This is a genomic window from Lentisphaera profundi (assembly GCF_028728065.1).
Lineage (GTDB): Bacteria > Verrucomicrobiota > Lentisphaeria > Lentisphaerales > Lentisphaeraceae > Lentisphaera > Lentisphaera profundi.
This window is the reverse complement of record NZ_CP117811.1, coordinates 968,278-985,704: the sequence shown is the minus strand read 5'-3', so window position 1 is coordinate 985,704 and position 17,427 is coordinate 968,278. Positions and strand designations below refer to the sequence as shown.

The following is a 17,427-nucleotide window of genomic DNA, read 5'->3' as shown; positions in this document are numbered from 1 at the left end:
TTCATTTCTTTTTACGATTACCCAGAATAGAGGGCATGATGCTTCGCATACGAGAGGGACGCTGTCCCCCTCGAGCTCCCCCAGCAAGGAAATGCCTTTCCTTGACCAGGCGATTAGGGGCTTTGCCCCGCTTTATGGGTAATCGTGTTTCTTTTTACTCAGATTTTTGGGTTCAGGGTTCAGCTTCTTAAGCTTTAGCCATTATACGAAAACGCTCCTCGAGATGACTCACACCATTAGCCGCAAAAACTTGAATACGTGTCGTTATGCGTTCTTTAAGAGCTTCTACATGAGAGATTACCCCGACCATACGTCCTGAGTTTTTAAGACTATCTAGGGCATCGAGTGCTACATCTAGAGTCTCTGCATCGAGTGTCCCAAAGCCTTCATCTAGAAATAGTGATTCTATGCTTACTGTATCAGAAGCTAGGTCCGAGAGCCCCAGTGCTAGTGCCAAGCTCACTAAGAAGCTTTCTCCTCCACTCAAAGTACTCACAGGGCGAATGATATCGGCTTGATAGGAGTCGAGTATCTGAAGTTCTAGTTTCTCACCCACTTTTAATTCATAGCGAGGAAAGAGTCGAAGTAAATGCTCATTAGCCAAATCTGTGAGATATTCTAAACTTATGCTTTGTGCAAAACGAGAGAACTTCTCACCCTTGGCATCTCCGATCAGACTCGATAAATGACTCCAACTTTTCAGAACTTTCTCTTGATCTAATATTAGTTGACTTAATTCAGCTGACTTCTCTTGTTCTTCCGTATTCGCCTTCAGTTTAAATTCAAAACCATTGATTTGACGTGTTATTTCAGCTAAAACTTGCACCAAGGCCAAGTCGACTTGCTTAAGGTCTTCATAGCTCTCTAGAGTCAATTTTTTATCCAACTCGAGCTGATAAGATTGTTCACTATTCTTCAAGCTAGTGGTAGCGGCATTATAGGAGAGCTTAAGTTTTTCTGATTTTTTGCTAAGTACTTGATACTCACTTTCGGGAAGGAAAGCGGCCTTTAAGTCCATTTCATCTGTAAATTCAGACGCTTTAAGCGATGATTCAAAGCTTATTTTCACCTGGGTCAGTTCTTGAGCTGAGAGTTTTTCCTGAATTTGATTATCTTGCAATTGAGTCGTGAGTACCTTAAAGGCTGTTTGCTGTATTTGTCGAGCTTCTACTAGCTTCTTTAAGTTGACTTGTAAAACATTAGATTTTTCTTGGAATTGCTTGCGGCAATGCTCAATATTTTTTTCTCCATAGAGTTCACGACGCTTTAATTGAAGCTCTTTGAGGCTCTTGCTTAATATCTCAAATTTCTCTTGCTCAGTTTGATGAGCTGAGTTTAATTTCTTTTCCGTGCCGGCTTTGCCCTGTAAACTCGCTTCATGGATTGCACAGGATTGAGTCAAGGCTTGTACATCTACTAGGTTTTTCTTATATATCTCAAACTCATCCTGCAGTTTTGTGAGAAAAGCTGGAATCTGCTTATCTGCAGGCAAGGACATATCCAATTTTTTCAGGGTGGATTTTATCCCTTCTTGCTCCTTCTGAACGTCACTCTTGAGTTCCCGCACTTTGCTTTCTTGCAATTCCAAGGCTTGCTCTTGAGCTTTGTATTCCTTTAATTGAATTAAGGAATCTGTACTTATCTTCTGGGATTTTCGAGTAGCTTCTTGAAGCTTAATCTCCAATAGGTTCAATTCTTTCGTGAGCTGCTTTAATTCACTTAAGTTCTGTTTCAGTCTTTGTTGTTCTTGCTGCTTCTCTAGCTCGACACTCTGTAATTCTTCTTTATCTGTGAATTCTGATTTCAGCTCTAATTGTGCCGACAGAGATAAATAGGCCTGATGAATTTTTTCGAATTCAAGTCCGTCAATTTCTAGCGCTTCCTGTGAATTTGTAATCTCTTGCTTAGTCAATTCAAATTTGGTCTTTAGTTTATTATGTCTAAGTACATAATCATTTTCTTGAGCTTGAGCCTCTTGATAGGATGCTTCGGAGCTGGAAAGCTCTATCTTCGCATAAGCTTTAATCCCGGGATGATCCTTCGAACCACACAGCGGACAACTCTCCTCTTCCTGAAGCTGCTGACGATAAAGCTCTAGTGAACAAATTTGTTTTTCTCGTTCCCAAATTAGGCGACGTGCTTCCACTAAATCTTGACTCTGTTTAAGATTTACTTCTATAAGTTCTAGTTCTTTGCCTTCTTCTTGCTGATTTTTCTGACTAGCTTGAAGCTTCACCAATTTCTCGCTTTTTCTTTCTTGTTTCTCAAGGAGTTCACCTGCAAGCTTTTTTAAGTGAAGCAAATCCTTTAATTGCTGATCGAATTGATATGATTCATTAGTCAAATTATCCAGTTCACGACCGGCTAGTTTCACTTCTAAGTAAGTCTTTTTTTCAGAATGTAAGTTAGTGATCTCAGTAAGTTCCGCCTGAGACTTTTCTGCGTTTTGCGCTAATGATTTTGATTGCTCTTTGGCCTTTATGGCTAAACCTTGATTGGCGTCAAAGGAAAGTTGTTCTTTATGTAAATCATCAGATTTCAACTTAAGGCGATTCAAAGAGTCTTTGATCAGTGGTAACTGTGCCTCTAAAGCCACCAAACTTTTATTCTTATCCAGCCATGAATTTTGAGCAAGTACGTTTTTTTGATCTAAAGCAAGCTTGTTTTTAACTTCTTCAATTTCCTTGAGAAGTATTTGAAGCTCTTTTGATTTGGAGGTAAAAAGTTTTTCTTGTGACTCATGCTCCACCATAATTTTGGCTAGCTCTTGATCTAAGGGAATCAGTTTTTCCCTAATCATTTTTTCTTCTTTTTCACGAGCTAATTCAAAAACTTCAATCTCATCATTTTTCTGTTTTTGCGCTAAGTCAGATCCTATAAACTCAATTTCTTTTTCTTTGGCTTGTTTAGCAAGTTGCTGCCCAGCCTTAACTACAGAATCTAAGTCAGTAGAGATTTTTTTGAACTCTTCGTACTTAGCTTGGAGGGCCAGTGCTGGTACATAACGATCTAAGCGTTTTTGTTGCGGTAAAAATGCCTCAAGTTCTTTTTTAGAATTGAGCTCATTAAGTCGATCAGCTTCTATATTTGAAGATATTTTAATAAGATTCTCATGCCAGCCCAACTTATCTTTAAGTTCTTTTTGCTTAGTTATTTCAAGCTTAAGTTCCAGTCCCTTAGTCCCTTTATGGTTTTGCAAGTCTTCGACTTGTTCCTCACTCAAGAGCTTGGATTCACCTAAACGCGCTTGAAGCAATGCCAGTTGCTCTTTTTCGACTTTTTCACACTCAAAAATTTTCATACCAATCAAGGTATAAATTTCTGTGCCAGTCATCTCCTCTAGCATTCCCGCTTTTTCTTCTTCTTTGGCTTTGAGGAAAGCAGTAAAACCACCTTGAGCTAACATCACGGAGCGAATAAAACGGTCGTAATTTAATCCAGTGATTTTCTCAATGAGGGGCTGAATCTTTTTGATTTGCGTTTCCATCGGTTTGCCCGATTCCATATCAACTAACTCAAGCCTTAGGGGTTGCAGTTTCCCATCCGCTTTTTTAGATGCCCGTTGCTGATACCAACAAGAACGGTAACGTTTGGCATTGACTGAAAATTCAACTTCTGAAAAACATTCCCCCGTATGACGCGTCATGATTTCGTTGTGACTCGAATTCACTTTATCTAAACGCGGGGTTCGATAATAAAGGGCTAAACAAATCGCATCGAGAATCGTCGTTTTTCCTGCACCGGTAGGTCCCATGATGGCAAAGAGACCATTATCGCGAAATTCCGGTTCATCAAAATCGATCTGCCATTCACCTTTGAGTGAATTGAGATTCTTAAACTTTAGTTTATGAATTTTCACGATTTCTGCTCCACCAAGTTTTTGGCTTGTTTAAATAAATGCCTAAGGATTCCATTCTGATCTTCATCCAATTCCGCTATGCCTAGGCGTTTCTCAAAGACTTCTTCCACAGTCATTTCATGTAACCTCTCGGCATTGAGTCGCTTTAAACGAAGCTCTTTGTTTTTATGCTGACGCTTGACTCGCAAAACCTCGTGTTTCATCTCAAGTGTTAAATCATTAATTTGGCTTATGACATTGCCTTCTGTACCATCGAGCTCAATTTGAATTTCGAGCCAGTAAGCTTCGTCTTCACTTGGAAGTTTTTGAATCTGCTCGATAATTTCATTTAATTTGCCACTTAGGCTCAAAAGCTTTTGATGAATCGGCACCACTAATTCTTCAACGACAGGTTTTTCACCTGCTTTTAAATCGACTAAATTAACTGAGCGCTCATATTTGGCTTCCATGAACGATAGTGGTATGGGTGAACCACAATAACGAATTTGTTCACGTGGACCCATTACCTGTTTTTTATGTAAGTGCCCCAGAGCAATATAATCAAAGTCTTCGGGGAAGGAGGCTGAATCATAGCCCTGTAATGTCCCAATATAAAGCTCGCGTACGCCCTCGCTGAGTTCACTGCCCGAGGTGGTTAAATGACCCGTTGCAATCAAAGGTAAATCACCACCTATTTCAGATGCTTTTATTTTGCTAGCTTCATAAACTTCCGCATAATGATCGCTAATTCCCTTGCGGAGTGCCGCTGACTTCTCATCAGCACTCTGCCCAGCTTCCGATATTCGGACGTCACGGTCCCGTAAATAAGGAACTGCGGCAATAATGGCTCCGGGCTCACCTGAAAGTTTATTCAAAGCACATACCTCATCTATTGGGTCATCTGCCGCACCACCAATGACAAAAGTATTGACAACTTCCAAGACTCCACCTGATTCATTAAGTGTGCTCACTGAATCGTGGTTGCCACCGACAATCACCACCTGACCACCCCACTCTTTCGCTGCACTTTTTAAGAAATCAAAATATATTTTTCGGGCGTAACTTGGAGGCGTGCCTGTATCAAAGATATCACCAGCGACTACGAGAGCATCGACTTTATGTTCAATCAATTGCTTCAGTAACCACACAAGAAAGGCGCGGTGTTCGGGCTCTCGGCTCTTATTCATGAAGTTCTGACCCAAATGCCAATCCGATGTATGTATAATCCTCATTGTTACTCTCATATCACTTATAATTTTCTATGCCTTATTGTAGCGTCATTTGTACTCTGAATAAACTCTTATTTTAACTTATATACTTCGAATTTTCCCTCAGAGCTTACAAAATGATTAATTAATAACTAGCTAAAAAAGATTCTTTCGCTTTTTTTAAAGACATAAATGATTTAAAATATGATCTAATTAATACTGAACTTTTTCAAAACTTAATCCAAGGACATATAATGACGAATGAACATGAGCCCTTAAATAAAAAATCAATGATGGATCTCTTGATCCGTATGACTTTAATTCTTTATCTATGCTCTCTTTGTATAAAAGTATTTGCTCCCTTTGCCTTAATTATGCTCTGGGCGCTTATCATTGCTATTGTTCTTTATCCTCTACAGCAAAAATTGGCTATTCGTATGGGTGGCAAGCAAGGACGTTCGGCTACATTAGTTGTTATGATTTCTTGCTTACTTATAGGTCTACCTGTAATTTCTTTGGGAGCTTCATTAGTCGATCATGTACAAAATATCTATAGTACTTATGAGGCAGGAAATTTAGATATTAAACCTCCGAGTGAAAACGTAAAAGAATGGCCGGTACTAGGACCCCAAATCCATAAAGTCTGGAGCGAAGCCTCTAATGATTTCACAGATTTTTTGATTGAGTATAAAGAACCGATAAAATCCTTCTCCAAAAAAGCTATGGCGAAAGGTGGCAGTGCTATTGCTTCGGTTGCCATGTTCTTAGGTGCCATTGTTATTGCGGGCTTTATGATGACTTGGGGAGAATCAGGTAGTCAGGCGATGAAGCGGATATCGAATCGCATTGTGGGTTCAGGGCGCGGCGAAAAGTTAAATTCACTATCGGTCATGACCGTACGCTCTGTAACAACGGGAGTAATTGGTGTTGCCTTTATTCAAGCACTTATTATAGGTATTGGCCTACTTATGGCACATGTCCCTATGGCGGGTATCATTGCCTTGCTCGTTATGTTCCTCGGGATTTTACAAGTACCTGCAGCCCTTGTCATCATTCCCGTCTTAGCTTATATGTGGATGGGAACAGAAAACTCAGTATTATTTAATGGCTTCTTTACGCTTTACTTCATTATTGGTGGACTCTCAGATAATGTCCTGAAACCCATTTTACTCGGCAGGGGTGTTGATGCACCTATGCCTGTCATCCTTATTGGAGCCTTGGGAGGCATGGTGGCAAGCGGTCTTATAGGTCTTTTCTTAGGTGCGACCCTACTCGCAGTGGCCTACCGTATTTTCATGGATTGGGTTGATCACCCAGAAGAAATTACTACGACAAACTAGTTTTATAATAAGCTTATCAAAGCCATTTTATGAGGTCTAAAAATAAAAAATCATGCCGAAGGTGAGTTTCGGCATGAAGAATAAAAAAAAGACTTAACTAGACTCTATTTATCTAATTTCTTGAGGAAGCGAACTTCAGCTTGGGTCATTGGACGCCATGCACCTGGAGGAAGTTTACCGATGGTGATGCCTGCAATCTCATAACGACGTAAGCGCTTAACTTGCAAATCAAGAAATTGGCAGATTTTGCGAATTTCGCGATTCTTACCTTCGTTGAGGGTGAAGTTAATCATGAAGCCACCAGGGACTTGTTTCTTGATTCTAGCATCAAGTACGCGGTAATTAACCCCTTCAATAGAGATGCCATCACTCACGATATAATCGAGTTTTCTTTGGCTGACGTGACCTTTTACGGTAACGCGATACTTCTTCTCTAGTTCGTAAGAGGGATGCGTCATAATTTTTGCTAGGTCACCATCATTAGTTAGGACAATGAGTCCTTCTGAGGGTTTATCTAAGCGGCCAACTGTATAAAGGCGACCTTTATCAGGGATTAAGTCAATTGTCTTTTTTTCTGCAAAAGGGTCATCATTCGTACAAACATAGCCAATGGGTTTATTTAAAAGGTAATAGAATTTTTTTTCTAAAACCAAAGGTTTTCTACGGTAGCGAACTTCATCTTTATCTACATCTACTTTTGTCGATAAATCACTTACCTTATGATTATTAATAGTGATCAAACCTTCGTTCACTAGTTCTTCAGCCTTACGTCGTGAACAAACGCCACAGGCTGCGATATATTTTGCTATTCTCATTTATTGTCCTTAAGGATAGTTGCTGTTAGTGACAAGAACTCATCCATTTCATTTTCGCTTCCAATAGAAATGCGAACGTAATTATCAATCCCTGTAGTTTTGAAATAGCGAATCAAAAAACCGCCCTCTTTCACTGCATGGGTATATTTTTCTGCATCCATTGGGGGAATACAGAAAAGAAAATTTGCTTCAGATGGCTTCACATCAAAACCGAGATTTTTTAGAGTCTTTTCAACGCTTTCTCGCGTTTTAATGATGATGGCAGTATTTGCCAGAAAGTATTCTTGATCAAGTAAGGCCGCAGTCGCAGCTGCTTGACTGAGGCCATTAACATTATAGGAATCACGCACTTTGTGCATGCCCTGAATCAAGTTTTTGTTGGAGAAGGCCAATCCCGCACGAATACCTGCTAAGGAATAGCTCTTTGAAAGGGTACGTGTAATGATCAGATTCGGAAACTCGTCAATCATATCAAAACAGTTGTCTGTACAGAAATCTGCATAGGCTTCGTCAATAACAACAACGCCATCATAATCCGCCACAAATTGTCTCAAGCGCTCTTTTTCGAAGGCATTACCCGTGGGTGCATTAGGACGGGTAATGAAAAAAAGTTTTGATCCTTTAGCTTTTTCTGCCAAGTTTTCGGGCAAGCTAAAATCTTCCTTGAGATCAATAGTCAAATGTTCACCGCCCTGAATATTCGCTAATACAGGGTAAAGAGAATAAGAAGGATTGAGCCAGCCAACTGAGTTGCCTTCTGCCACAAAAGAGCGAAAAAGAATTGTGAGGATATCATCTGAGCCATTGCCTGCAATAATTTGATCTGCAGGAATATTGTAGACCTTGGATGCTGCTTCACGTACTGAATCAGAGTAAGGTGCTGGATATTTACGCAATTCTTCGAAGGGATAATTCCGGATTGCATCAATAACTTTTGGAGAAGGCGGAAATGGGTTTTCATTGGTATTTAATTTCACTAAGACACGACCCTTGGGTTGTTCCCCAGGAGTATAACCTTTCATTGCTTCAATATCTGAGCGAAAGTAGCTCACTTAGCGATCCCCGCAATTTTCAAAAAGTTATTTAAGAGATCATGACCATGCTCAGTCAAAATTGACTCAGGGTGAAATTGCACACCATGCACAGGTAATTCTTTGTGCATTATGCCCTGCACGACGCCATCATCACTTCTCGCAGTGACTTCTAAACAATCCGGAAGATCGCCAAGAGCACAGAGTGAGTGGTAACGCGTAGCATCATAAGGGCTAGGTAAGTCGACAAAAACGGATTGGCCACTGTGTTCAATGGGAGAAGTTTTTCCATGCATCAACATGGGCGCTCGTCCCACAGTCCCACCATAGACATCAACAATCGACTGCATGCCGAGGCATACACCAAATACAGGAACACCCTTGGCCGCAAAGTGTTTAATTGCCGCACAAGAAATCCCTGCTTCTTTAGGAGAGCAAGGGCCAGGTGAAATAATTAAAGCCTGGGGCTTCAGTTCTTCTAATTCCTCAATCGTAATTTTATCATTGCGAATGACTTTTGGAAGATGGCCTAATTCACCGAAATATTGAACTAAGTTCCAAGTGAAGGAATCATAGTTGTCGATCATTACTAACATAATAATTAGCCTCTAATTTTATCCATGAGGTAGTTGGCGAGCTGATCAACAGCAACGCGTTCTTGACTCATGCTATCTCGTTCACGTACAGTGACACAATTATCTTCGCTTGATTCAAAATCATAGGTCAAACAGAAAGGTGTACCAATCTCGTCTTGGCGACGGTAGCGTTTACCAATACCTTGTGCTTCATCATACTCAGTACGAAAGAAAGGTTTGAGTTTAGCATGAATTTCACGAGCACCCTCAGAAAGTTTTTTGGAGAGAGGTAAAATTGCCACTTGTACAGGAGCAATAATTGCAGGAAAGCGCATAACTACACGTCCTTCTACTTCTTTGCCATCTTTTGCTGTTATAGCTTCATCTTCGTCATAGGCTTCACACAGTAGTGCTAACATCAAGCGATCAAGACCTACAGAAGTTTCCACTACGGTAGGAACGTATTTTTCATTGCGTGCTTGATCAAAGTATTCTTGTTTTTGACCGGAGAATTCAGCATGCTGACTTAAGTCCCAAGTACCACGGTGGTGAATACCCTCGAGCTCTCCCCAACCAAATGGGAATTCGAATTCGATATCCATTGCGGCTTTTGCGTAATGCGCAAGTTTATCGTGATCATGAGTTCTCATGCTACCGTCTTTGAATTTGAGTACATCAGAATAAAAAGCAAGACGTTGATCACGCCAGAAATTGTACCATTCCATTGAATCATCGGCGTGACAGAAAAACTCTAATTCCATTTGATTGAATTCGCGTGAACGGAAAATGAAGTTACGAGGATTGATCTCGTTACGAAAAGCTTTACCCGTTTGAGCAATACCAAAGGGAAGTTTTTGACGAGTTGAGTTACAGATAGTCTGAAAATTTATAAAAATTGGCTGACAAGTTTCTGCACGTAAATAAGCTTTATTTTCTTCGCTTATAACGGGTCCTACATGAGTTTGCATCATGAGGTTGAACTGACGAGGTGGCGTCCAGTCCCCTACTTTACCTGTAGCAGGATCAATGACTTGAGCATCAATGAGCACGGTATCGATATTTTCGCTATCTTGAAGTTTGGTTTCAAAAGCGGCTTCGAGTTTACCAATATCAGCTTCAGAGCCCATGAGTTCAGCAACTTTAGCTAAAACTTGTTCGTTTTGTTGCTCGAGTAAATTATCAATTCTATAGCGTTTCTTACTGATTTTATTATCAACCATGATGTCGGCAAATTGGTCTACGTGACCAGAGGCTTTCCATACTTGTGGATGGCAAATAATAGTGGAATCCTGTCCGACAACATTGTCACGTTGTTCCACCATGTAATCCCACCAAGTGGATTCAACCGCACGACGCATTGCTGTACCGTAGGGTCCGAAATCCCAGAAGCCATTAAAGCCACCATAGAGTTCTGAACTCTGAAAAATTAAACCACGGCGTTTACATAAATTTGTAATCTTTTCCAAAGTAGCTTTAGAAGACATAAATTGATCCTATGAATAATTAAAATAAAAACCCGACAATAGAGCACCCAAATTTAATTTTACATAATGACTTGCCTCTTGAGACGCAATTTCTTTTGCTTGAAGACAGTCATTTGGAGCTTATTTCATTAAAGAAAAATAGCCCTCAGCCGAAGCTGAGGACTCACACTACTACAAACGCAAGATAACATAAATTTCTTTATGCTGAGTGAACATACGACTAAAGATTAAGGGAAGCAAGCTTTTTAAATCCTTACCTCAATTTTACTGCAAAGTTTTTAACATTAACACTTTAAGGAATATCGTATCAATAAAAATCGCTATGCCACTTCCACTAGGATAATAAAAACAAGTGATAAATCTTCTCACCTAGGTGAATATTTACCTCCAGCCATTATTCTCATATTCACTTAGAAAAAAGGAATGACATGAAATACATTTTAATGCTCTGCATTGGCCTCATCTGGGGATCACAATTCCTACTAAATGATTATATTCTAAAACATTTTTCTCCCTTAGGTTTAGCGGCTCTGCGCATGTTTTTCGGATTCATTACCTTGAGCATTATGATTTTGCTTATCCCTAAGGAACGCAAAAAAAAGATAAAACTCGACAAAAAACTACTGATTCTCTTTATTGCCCTGGGTGCAACGGATGCCGCAATCCCCTTTTATTTAATTGGCTATGGCCAGCAACAATTAGACTCCGCCGTGGTGGCGATCATCTTGGGAATCATCCCCGTTTTCACTGCCTTATTACAAAACCTAGTCGGCAAAGGACAAAAAGCAGGACGGTGGCAATATATCGGTATGGCCGTTGCCTTTGTGGGTTTATTTATCCTGATTAACCCTAGCGCGAGCAGCTTTTCGGGTTCATTGAAAGGTTACGCAGCTATTTTAGGAGCGGCTTTTTGCTTTGCCTGGGCATTCATGTTCATGGATAGGATCCCTAATAGTATTTCGGCCTTGCATGCCTCACGTTTTATTTTAATGCTTTACTCAATTCCTTTTCTTATTTACTGGCTCTACGCGGAGGGTTTTAATTTACCCACTGATAGCAAGGCCTGGGCTTATCTATTTATACTTGGCGTCTTTGCCTCTGGAATTGTTTACCTCTTCTATATTCAGTCGGTACGCATTGCAGGGCCAACTTTCACTTCTTTTAGCAATTACCTCGTGCCTTTGGTGGGCACATTCTTGGGTGTATTCTTTTTAGGAGAGTCATTTACCATCAATATTGCTTTAGCCTTAATAATGACAATCTTAGGTTTAATCATCTGTAATCGTAAATCTTAGACGATATAATCCAGTCATTTAATTCTTGATCCCTAGGGGCCGACAGCATTTCTAGCGACTTCTCGTCTTAAAAAACTTTTATTTATAATATTTCGTGTATTTTATGGAAATTTTATTTTAGGAATACATCATGATTTTTGTCACCCACATGGAAACCACTCCAAATCCCAATGCCTTGAAGTACGTTTTAAACGAAACGATACTCGAAGATGGCATCTGCCAATTTTCATCCGTAGCTGAGGCAAGCGATGATTTATCACGCGCATGCTTCGCCGTTGAAGGAGTTGTCAGTGTTTTTTACCGCGATAATTACATCACTATTACAAAAAATGATGAATCTGACTGGTTTGAAATCGAAATGACCATTAAGGACGAAATCAATAATCGCGTTGAAGCTATCGAATTTAAAGCTCAAGCCGTTCCCGAAATCAACTTTGGCGATAAGCAGGCACTCGTTTTTGAAATCGATGATATTTTAGACGAAACCATTCGCCCAGGCTTAGCCATGGATGGTGGCGGACTCGACATCATTGACCTTTCAGATGAAATGGTCCTAAGCGTTCGCTATCAAGGCGCCTGTGGCTCTTGTCCGAGTTCAACAACTGGGACACTTATGGCGATTGAAAACATTCTTCAAGAACAGTTTGATCCACGTATCACCGTTCAAATTGCAAATCATAGTTATTAATTAAAGGAAGCTAATATGAATAAACCAACAGTAAAACCAGCCTGTCCTAACTTTTCTTCCGGTCCTTGCGCTAAGCATCCCGGTTATTCTGTCGATAAATTGACTCTCGATACACTCGGTCGTTCACACCGTTCTGCAGTCGGCAAAAGCACTCTTAAATATGCTATTGATAAATCAAAAGAACTTTTGGGTCTTCCAGAAGGTTACCGTTTGGGAATTGTTCCTGCTTCTGATACTGGCGCAGTAGAGATGTTTCTCTGGTCAGCACTCGGTGAGCGTCCTGTAGATGTTTGTTTCTGGGAATCATTCGGCCAAGGCTGGATGACTGACATTGTTAAACAACTCAAACTTGCCGATGTTCGTCAGTTTAAAGCTGAATACGGTGAACTTCCTGACCTCACGCAAACTAACCCTGATCACGATATTGTTTTCACTTGGAATGGTACGACTTCTGGCGTTCGCGTTAATAATGCTGACTGGATTGCTGACGACCGTAAAGGTTTAACTATTTGCGATGCAACTTCTGCGTGTTTCGCAATGGACATGCCTTGGGAAAAACTTGATGTTGTGACTTACTCTTGGCAGAAAGTTCTCGGCAGTGAAGGTGGTCATGGTGTGATCATTTTGAGTCCACGTGCTGTTGAGCGTCTTGAAAGCTATGATGCTGGCCGTCCTCTTCCTAAAATTTTCCGTATGACTAAAGGCGGAGCACTTATCGAAGGTATCTTTACTGGTGCAACGATCAATACACCTTCAATGCTTGCAGTGGCTGACTACGTCGATGCACTTAATTGGGCAGAAAGCGAAGGTGGTGTAGCAGGTTTAATTAAACGTTCAGAAGCTAATGCCGCAGTCATTGCTGACTTCGTTGCTAAGCATGACTGGATTGACTTCCTCGCAAAATCTGAGGAGACTAACTCTACGACTTCCGTTTGTCTTACACTCGACCTCGATGCTGACAAAATCAAAGCTATGATTAAGCTTCTTGCTAATGAAGATGCTGCTTATGATATCGGCGCTTACCGCGATGCGCCATCTGGTCTGCGTATCTGGTGTGGCGCTACGGTTGAGGCTTCTGATGTTGAAGCTCTCATGCCTTGGTTAGAATGGGCTTATAACGAAGTTAAATAAGTTCTAGTTCACTGATACAAAAAAAGCCTCTGATTTGATCAGGGGCTTTTTTGTTTTTAACTTATTTCTTTGGCTCTTCAGAATTTGGTTTGGAGAGGTTCATTAGTGTATTGAAAGTTGCCTGTACGACGAGGGCCATCTGCTCATAATTGAGGCGATCCCAAGTATCATTCGCGGTGTGATACTCTTTGTTTCGATAAAAAGCCGTATCAGTAATCATGACTGCCTGATAACCTTTAGCCCAATAATTTCTATGATCAGAAAAATCTATCCCGGGGATTTGTGCCGGAGCATTAATCGATTGCACTTTTAAATTTTCTACCGTCATGAAAGATTGCTTTACTTGACCCGTAATTTTGCCTTGATCCAATTTCCCCACAATAGCAATAAAATTACCCACACTGGGATAAAGCAATTTAAATAAGGGTGTTGGATAATCTTGAGAATTGGCTTCTTCGGTAAAGTAACCAATCATCTCTAGTATAAGGACTGCCTTCACATCAATTTTTTCATCCGAAATTTTCTGAGCATGATGAGCACTACCCATATCTCCTGTGGCAAAAAATGGCGGTTCTTCTAATGAGTAAGCGACTAATTCAATTTCACAATTAAGCTCTTTTTCCGCATCAAGTAAATACGCTAATTCTAGAAGTCCCGCTACGCCCGAGGCATTATCATCGGCACCGGGAGTCATATCATGAGAATCATAATGAGCCCCCACAATAATCCGTGAGCCTTTACCTTCACCGAAAAGGCAGGATACGTTAAAATATTCTTTAGATACCGTTTTTGACTTCTCTTCAATACTGACGGAAAACTTTTGAACTTCCACTTTTCCTTGAGTTGACTCAAAACGCTTTTGGATCGTTTTCCCCGTTGCCAAGAGTGCCACATGATCTCGGTAAGATCGAGGATGAAAGCGCTCGGAAAATAGTTTGACAATCTCCTTCATTCGTTCAGGATCAACTTGGACTTGTGTTTCATGCTTAGCTTCTGCTTTGAGCCAGGGCTTGTGCAAAAAAGCCCAAATCGAAGCCAAACAAATCGCTAGTACAAAAACAATCGAAATGATTGATTTCCCTAGGCGTATTAATATTTTTTTAATGAATTTCATATTTCTTTCTCTGCCTATATAAATCTGGATATAAGTGGTACTAATTCATGGATACTAATCAATGCCGTTAATCCTCCTAACTCACAGGCGGCACCTAAAGTATCACCAGAGCCGTAGTCAATGTGTTTTTTTACGTATCGAGCCCAAATAATGTTGCTAAGAATAACAATAACTAAAGTAGATAGTGTTAATTTTAGTGGGATGGAAAAGCTGGCTAAAACAAAGGCCGTGAGTAAGTAAAAACCGATGGCGACAAAAGCTGACTTAGGGTTCCAAAACGCATTGCCTAAGCCCTCACTCTTTGCTTTAATTAAGAACATGTGAAAACTCAAACTGCAACGTCCCGAGAAGATCATCAGCAATACACTGAGAAAAAGCAATTGTGGTCTTTGGCTAAAGCAGGCTAATAAAAAACATACTTCGCCAATAGAATAAAGACTATTGCGAGGGCGCCCATAACTCCTATGTGGCTATCTTTCATAATCTCTAGTTTTCTTTCCTTCGAGCGGCTCGACCAAAAAGCATCGGCGCAATCTGCTAATCCATCTAGGTGAAAAGCTTTAGAGATAGCCTGTGTAAGAAATAGAATAATGAGAGCATTAAACTTCGCCGAAAACAGCTCATTTAGTAAGAGCGCGAAGCCCGCTACTACAAGTCCGAGAACTAAGCCTATAAGAGGATAAAAAGCCGCGCTTCTTTTGGCATCGGCATTTTCATATAAACGATAGGGAATCGGCAGGCAAGTCAGCGTAGACAAAGCCATTAAAAAACTCTTAAACATCTAGTGCCTCATTTAAGGTCATGGTATTCTCTAATATAGAACAGACGCTATCAATCAGTGGCAAAGCTAAAACTGCCCCACTCCCTTCTCCTAGTCGCATATTTAGATCGAGCAAAGGTTTTTTATTTAAAAGTTTTAAGAGCTCTTCATGGGCTTTTTCGTGGCTGCGATGGCTCGCTATCATATAATCTAGCACATGAGCGTTGAAGGACTTTGCGAGGAGCGCAACTACCGCAGACAAAAAGCCGTCGAGTAGGATCAGTTTACCACAACTTGCTGCTCCAAGGCTGATTCCCACAAGAGTCGCTAATTCAAAGCCCCCTACTTGTCGCAAAACTTCAAAAGCAGCGGCTGGCTCGGCTAATTCATCTATCGAAAAACGACCGAGTCCTTGCTGAATTAACTTTGCTTTATGTTGGATACCCTCATCATCTAAGCCGGTACCCGCGCCGACACAGTCAATGGCTTGTAAACCTTCTAACTTTGCGTAAATCGCACTCGCAGAACTGGTATTTCCTATCCCCATCTCCCCCAACAGAATTAAGTCGCTTGAACTTGTTTTCCCTAACTCTATACCATTTTCAAGTGCCTTTAAACATTGTTCTGAACTCATGGCTGGTTCGATTGAAAAGTCTTTTGTGCCACCTTGAGCAATTACTCGAGTGAAAATTTTGACACTGCCAGTCTTTGGCTCATTGATTAAACCACAATCGAACAAGGATAAAGTGCAATTATGAGTTTCACAAAGAGCATTAATCACCGCACCACTATGACTCGCACAAGCGAGGATTTTATCAGTAATTTGTGGGTATTTGCTAACGCCCTGAGAGGCTATACCATGATCCGCTGCACATAAATAGAGTTCTCGGTTCTTGAACGTTGGCGTCAGTGATTTTTGAGAAATCATTAGTTTAACGGCTAAGTCACCTAGGTCGCCTAATGCGCCTAATGGAATTGCTAATTCATCTAAACGTTGTTTTGCGGCATTCGCAAAGCTTTGATTCAGAGGCCTTATCTCTAGACTTTTAAACATCCTTTAAATCCAGTGCTAAACCACTCACCATAAGGATTGCTCGACTGGCTGACTTCGCAAAGAGTTGATTACAACGCCCTGCTAAATCGCCGAATAGACGTGCCTGAGCATTGATGGGCATGATCCCCATGCCTGTTTCATTAGAAACCACGAAGAAGTCACAAGGGCTTTCTTGCATAGCTTTAATTATTTCGCTGGCACGTTCACTGATCATGGATTCATTTAATTCGATTTTATTTTGCTCAGCTTCCCACATCAGATTATTGATCCATAAAGTCAGGCAGTCGACTAAGACACTGCCTTGCTTAAGGCTTTTGATTACCTTAAGGATATCTAAAGGCTCTTCAATATTATTCCAATTTTCTTCAGCTCTTTGAAGCTGATGCGCCTCTATACGCCTCTTCATTCCATCGTCAAACGCAGTTGCAGTCGCTAAGTAATGATGAGGAGTACTAGATGCTAGGCAAAGTTCTTCTGCCTTGCTACTTTTTCCGGAACGACAACCTCCCGTTATAAAAGTGATGCGCGCCATGAGTCTTCTTCCTTTAAATTTAAACTACTTAAAATGCCGAGTCCCTCATCAAAAATATCGATAGTACTTAATGATCCTGTATCCACTTTAAAAGCAAGGCTCTTATTAAAATCTAAGCCGAGGTAATGACAGATTAGATAGCGAATCACTCCGCCATGCGTCATTAAAAAAATATCTTTTTTTTGTTTATTGATGATCTCAGCTAATTCAATTATTCTCGCGTGAAAGTCTTTAAGGGACTCACCTTTTGGGAAAGTGAAATCATCATCATTTTGCCACTCGAGAACTTTTGCGGGATATGTTTTCTCAATCTCTTCATAACTTAAACCTTCCCATTCACCAAAATCGACTTCTTGGGCTTGCTCAAGAGAATCTCGGGCAACTAAGCCGAGACGCTCTAAGCTTTGCTGACAACGCAAAAGTGGGCTTGATAAAACATCAATATCTTTATTGATGCTTAAATCTGATACCGCTCGGGGTATAATTTCGAGATTTGTACTACCATAGAAAGCTCCCACTTTGCCTTGATGAGCAAAGTGGCGAAAGAGGAAAAGCCTCATCA

Annotated in this window: 16 protein-coding genes; 4 read left to right on the top strand and 12 right to left on the bottom strand. The window is 40.6% G+C overall.

All coding sequences use genetic code 11. The features are described from left to right. Nucleotides 1-187: 187 nt before the first annotated feature. A complete protein-coding gene (locus tag PQO03_RS04125) occupies nt 188-3,859 on the bottom strand; it encodes an SbcC/MukB-like Walker B domain-containing protein (RefSeq protein ID WP_274151349.1) in 3,672 nt (1,223 codons plus the stop codon). After that, the gene (gene sbcD / locus PQO03_RS04120; RefSeq protein ID WP_274151347.1) at nt 3,856-5,070 is read right to left on the bottom strand and encodes an exonuclease subunit SbcD; all 1,215 of its coding nucleotides are present in this window, start codon (nt 5,068-5,070) and stop codon (nt 3,856-3,858) included. The genes PQO03_RS04125 and sbcD overlap by 4 nt, the downstream gene beginning before the upstream one ends. 230 nt (nt 5,071-5,300) lie before the next feature. On the opposite strand from sbcD, the gene PQO03_RS04115 reads away from it, so the two are divergent. Further along, nucleotides 5,301-6,386 carry an AI-2E family transporter gene (locus tag PQO03_RS04115; protein ID WP_274151345.1) on the top strand — a complete coding sequence of 362 codons (1,086 nt, stop codon included), beginning with the start codon at nt 5,301-5,303 and terminating at the stop codon, nt 6,384-6,386. Nucleotides 6,387-6,490: 104 nt separating this feature from the next. On the opposite strand, the gene PQO03_RS04110 is transcribed toward PQO03_RS04115, so the two are convergent. Genes PQO03_RS04110 through PQO03_RS04095 form a run of 4 tightly spaced genes read right to left on the bottom strand, consistent with a single transcriptional unit; the run spans nt 6,491 to nt 10,291 of the window. Further along, nucleotides 6,491-7,201, bottom strand: coding sequence for a pseudouridine synthase (locus tag PQO03_RS04110; protein WP_274151344.1), 711 nt, complete (start codon nt 7,199-7,201; stop codon nt 6,491-6,493). After that, nucleotides 7,198-8,253, bottom strand: coding sequence for a histidinol-phosphate transaminase (hisC, locus tag PQO03_RS04105; protein ID WP_274151342.1), 1,056 nt, complete (start codon nt 8,251-8,253; stop codon nt 7,198-7,200). Before hisC ends, PQO03_RS04110 begins: the two co-directional genes overlap by 4 nt. Next, nucleotides 8,250-8,828 (bottom strand): anthranilate synthase component II, encoded by a 579-nt coding sequence (locus tag PQO03_RS04100; RefSeq protein ID WP_274151341.1) that lies wholly within the window; start codon nt 8,826-8,828, stop codon nt 8,250-8,252. Before PQO03_RS04100 ends, hisC begins: the two co-directional genes overlap by 4 nt. A gap of 5 nt (nt 8,829-8,833) precedes the next feature. After that, nucleotides 8,834-10,291 carry a glycine--tRNA ligase gene (locus PQO03_RS04095; RefSeq protein ID WP_274151339.1) on the bottom strand — a complete coding sequence of 486 codons (1,458 nt, stop codon included), beginning with the start codon at nt 10,289-10,291 and terminating at the stop codon, nt 8,834-8,836. A 428-nt stretch (nt 10,292-10,719) separates the two neighbouring features. On the opposite strand from PQO03_RS04095, the gene PQO03_RS04090 reads away from it, so the two are divergent. The 3 genes from PQO03_RS04090 to PQO03_RS04080 all read left to right on the top strand — a co-directional run bounded on the left by PQO03_RS04090 (nt 10,720) and on the right by PQO03_RS04080 (nt 13,405). Next, the gene (locus PQO03_RS04090; protein WP_274151337.1) at nt 10,720-11,586 is read left to right on the top strand and encodes a DMT family transporter; all 867 of its coding nucleotides are present in this window, start codon (nt 10,720-10,722) and stop codon (nt 11,584-11,586) included. 130 nt (nt 11,587-11,716) lie between these two features. Continuing rightward, on the top strand, nt 11,717-12,274 hold the full coding sequence (locus tag PQO03_RS04085) for a NifU family protein (RefSeq protein WP_274151335.1): 558 nt from the start codon (nt 11,717-11,719) through the stop codon (nt 12,272-12,274). A 15-nt stretch (nt 12,275-12,289) separates the two neighbouring features. Then, nucleotides 12,290-13,405 (top strand): phosphoserine transaminase, encoded by a 1,116-nt coding sequence (locus tag PQO03_RS04080; RefSeq protein ID WP_274151333.1) that lies wholly within the window; start codon nt 12,290-12,292, stop codon nt 13,403-13,405. Nucleotides 13,406-13,466: 61 nt separating this feature from the next. Here the strand turns inward: PQO03_RS04080 and PQO03_RS04075 are convergent, their stop codons facing one another. Genes PQO03_RS04075 through PQO03_RS04050 form a run of 6 tightly spaced genes read right to left on the bottom strand, consistent with a single transcriptional unit; the run spans nt 13,467 to nt 17,425 of the window. Then, nucleotides 13,467-14,519 carry a M28 family peptidase gene (locus PQO03_RS04075; protein ID WP_274151332.1) on the bottom strand — a complete coding sequence of 351 codons (1,053 nt, stop codon included), beginning with the start codon at nt 14,517-14,519 and terminating at the stop codon, nt 13,467-13,469. A 14-nt stretch (nt 14,520-14,533) separates the two neighbouring features. After that, nucleotides 14,534-14,947: an adenosylcobinamide-GDP ribazoletransferase gene (locus PQO03_RS04070; RefSeq protein WP_337993445.1), complete on the bottom strand. Its 414-nt coding sequence runs from the start codon at nt 14,945-14,947 to the stop codon at nt 14,534-14,536. Then, complete coding sequence (locus tag PQO03_RS04065) at nt 14,923-15,300, bottom strand: adenosylcobinamide-GDP ribazoletransferase (protein WP_274151330.1); 378 nt, start codon at nt 15,298-15,300, stop codon at nt 14,923-14,925. The genes PQO03_RS04070 and PQO03_RS04065 overlap by 25 nt, the downstream gene beginning before the upstream one ends. Further along, the gene (gene cobT / locus PQO03_RS04060) at nt 15,293-16,333 is read right to left on the bottom strand and encodes a nicotinate-nucleotide--dimethylbenzimidazole phosphoribosyltransferase (RefSeq protein ID WP_274151329.1); all 1,041 of its coding nucleotides are present in this window, start codon (nt 16,331-16,333) and stop codon (nt 15,293-15,295) included. Before cobT ends, PQO03_RS04065 begins: the two co-directional genes overlap by 8 nt. Beyond that, the gene (gene cobU, locus PQO03_RS04055) at nt 16,326-16,865 is read right to left on the bottom strand and encodes a bifunctional adenosylcobinamide kinase/adenosylcobinamide-phosphate guanylyltransferase (protein ID WP_274151327.1); all 540 of its coding nucleotides are present in this window, start codon (nt 16,863-16,865) and stop codon (nt 16,326-16,328) included. The genes cobT and cobU overlap by 8 nt, the downstream gene beginning before the upstream one ends. Continuing rightward, complete coding sequence (locus tag PQO03_RS04050) at nt 16,844-17,425, bottom strand: histidine phosphatase family protein (RefSeq protein WP_274151326.1); 582 nt, start codon at nt 17,423-17,425, stop codon at nt 16,844-16,846. The genes cobU and PQO03_RS04050 overlap by 22 nt, the downstream gene beginning before the upstream one ends. Nucleotides 17,426-17,427 lie beyond the last annotated feature (2 nt).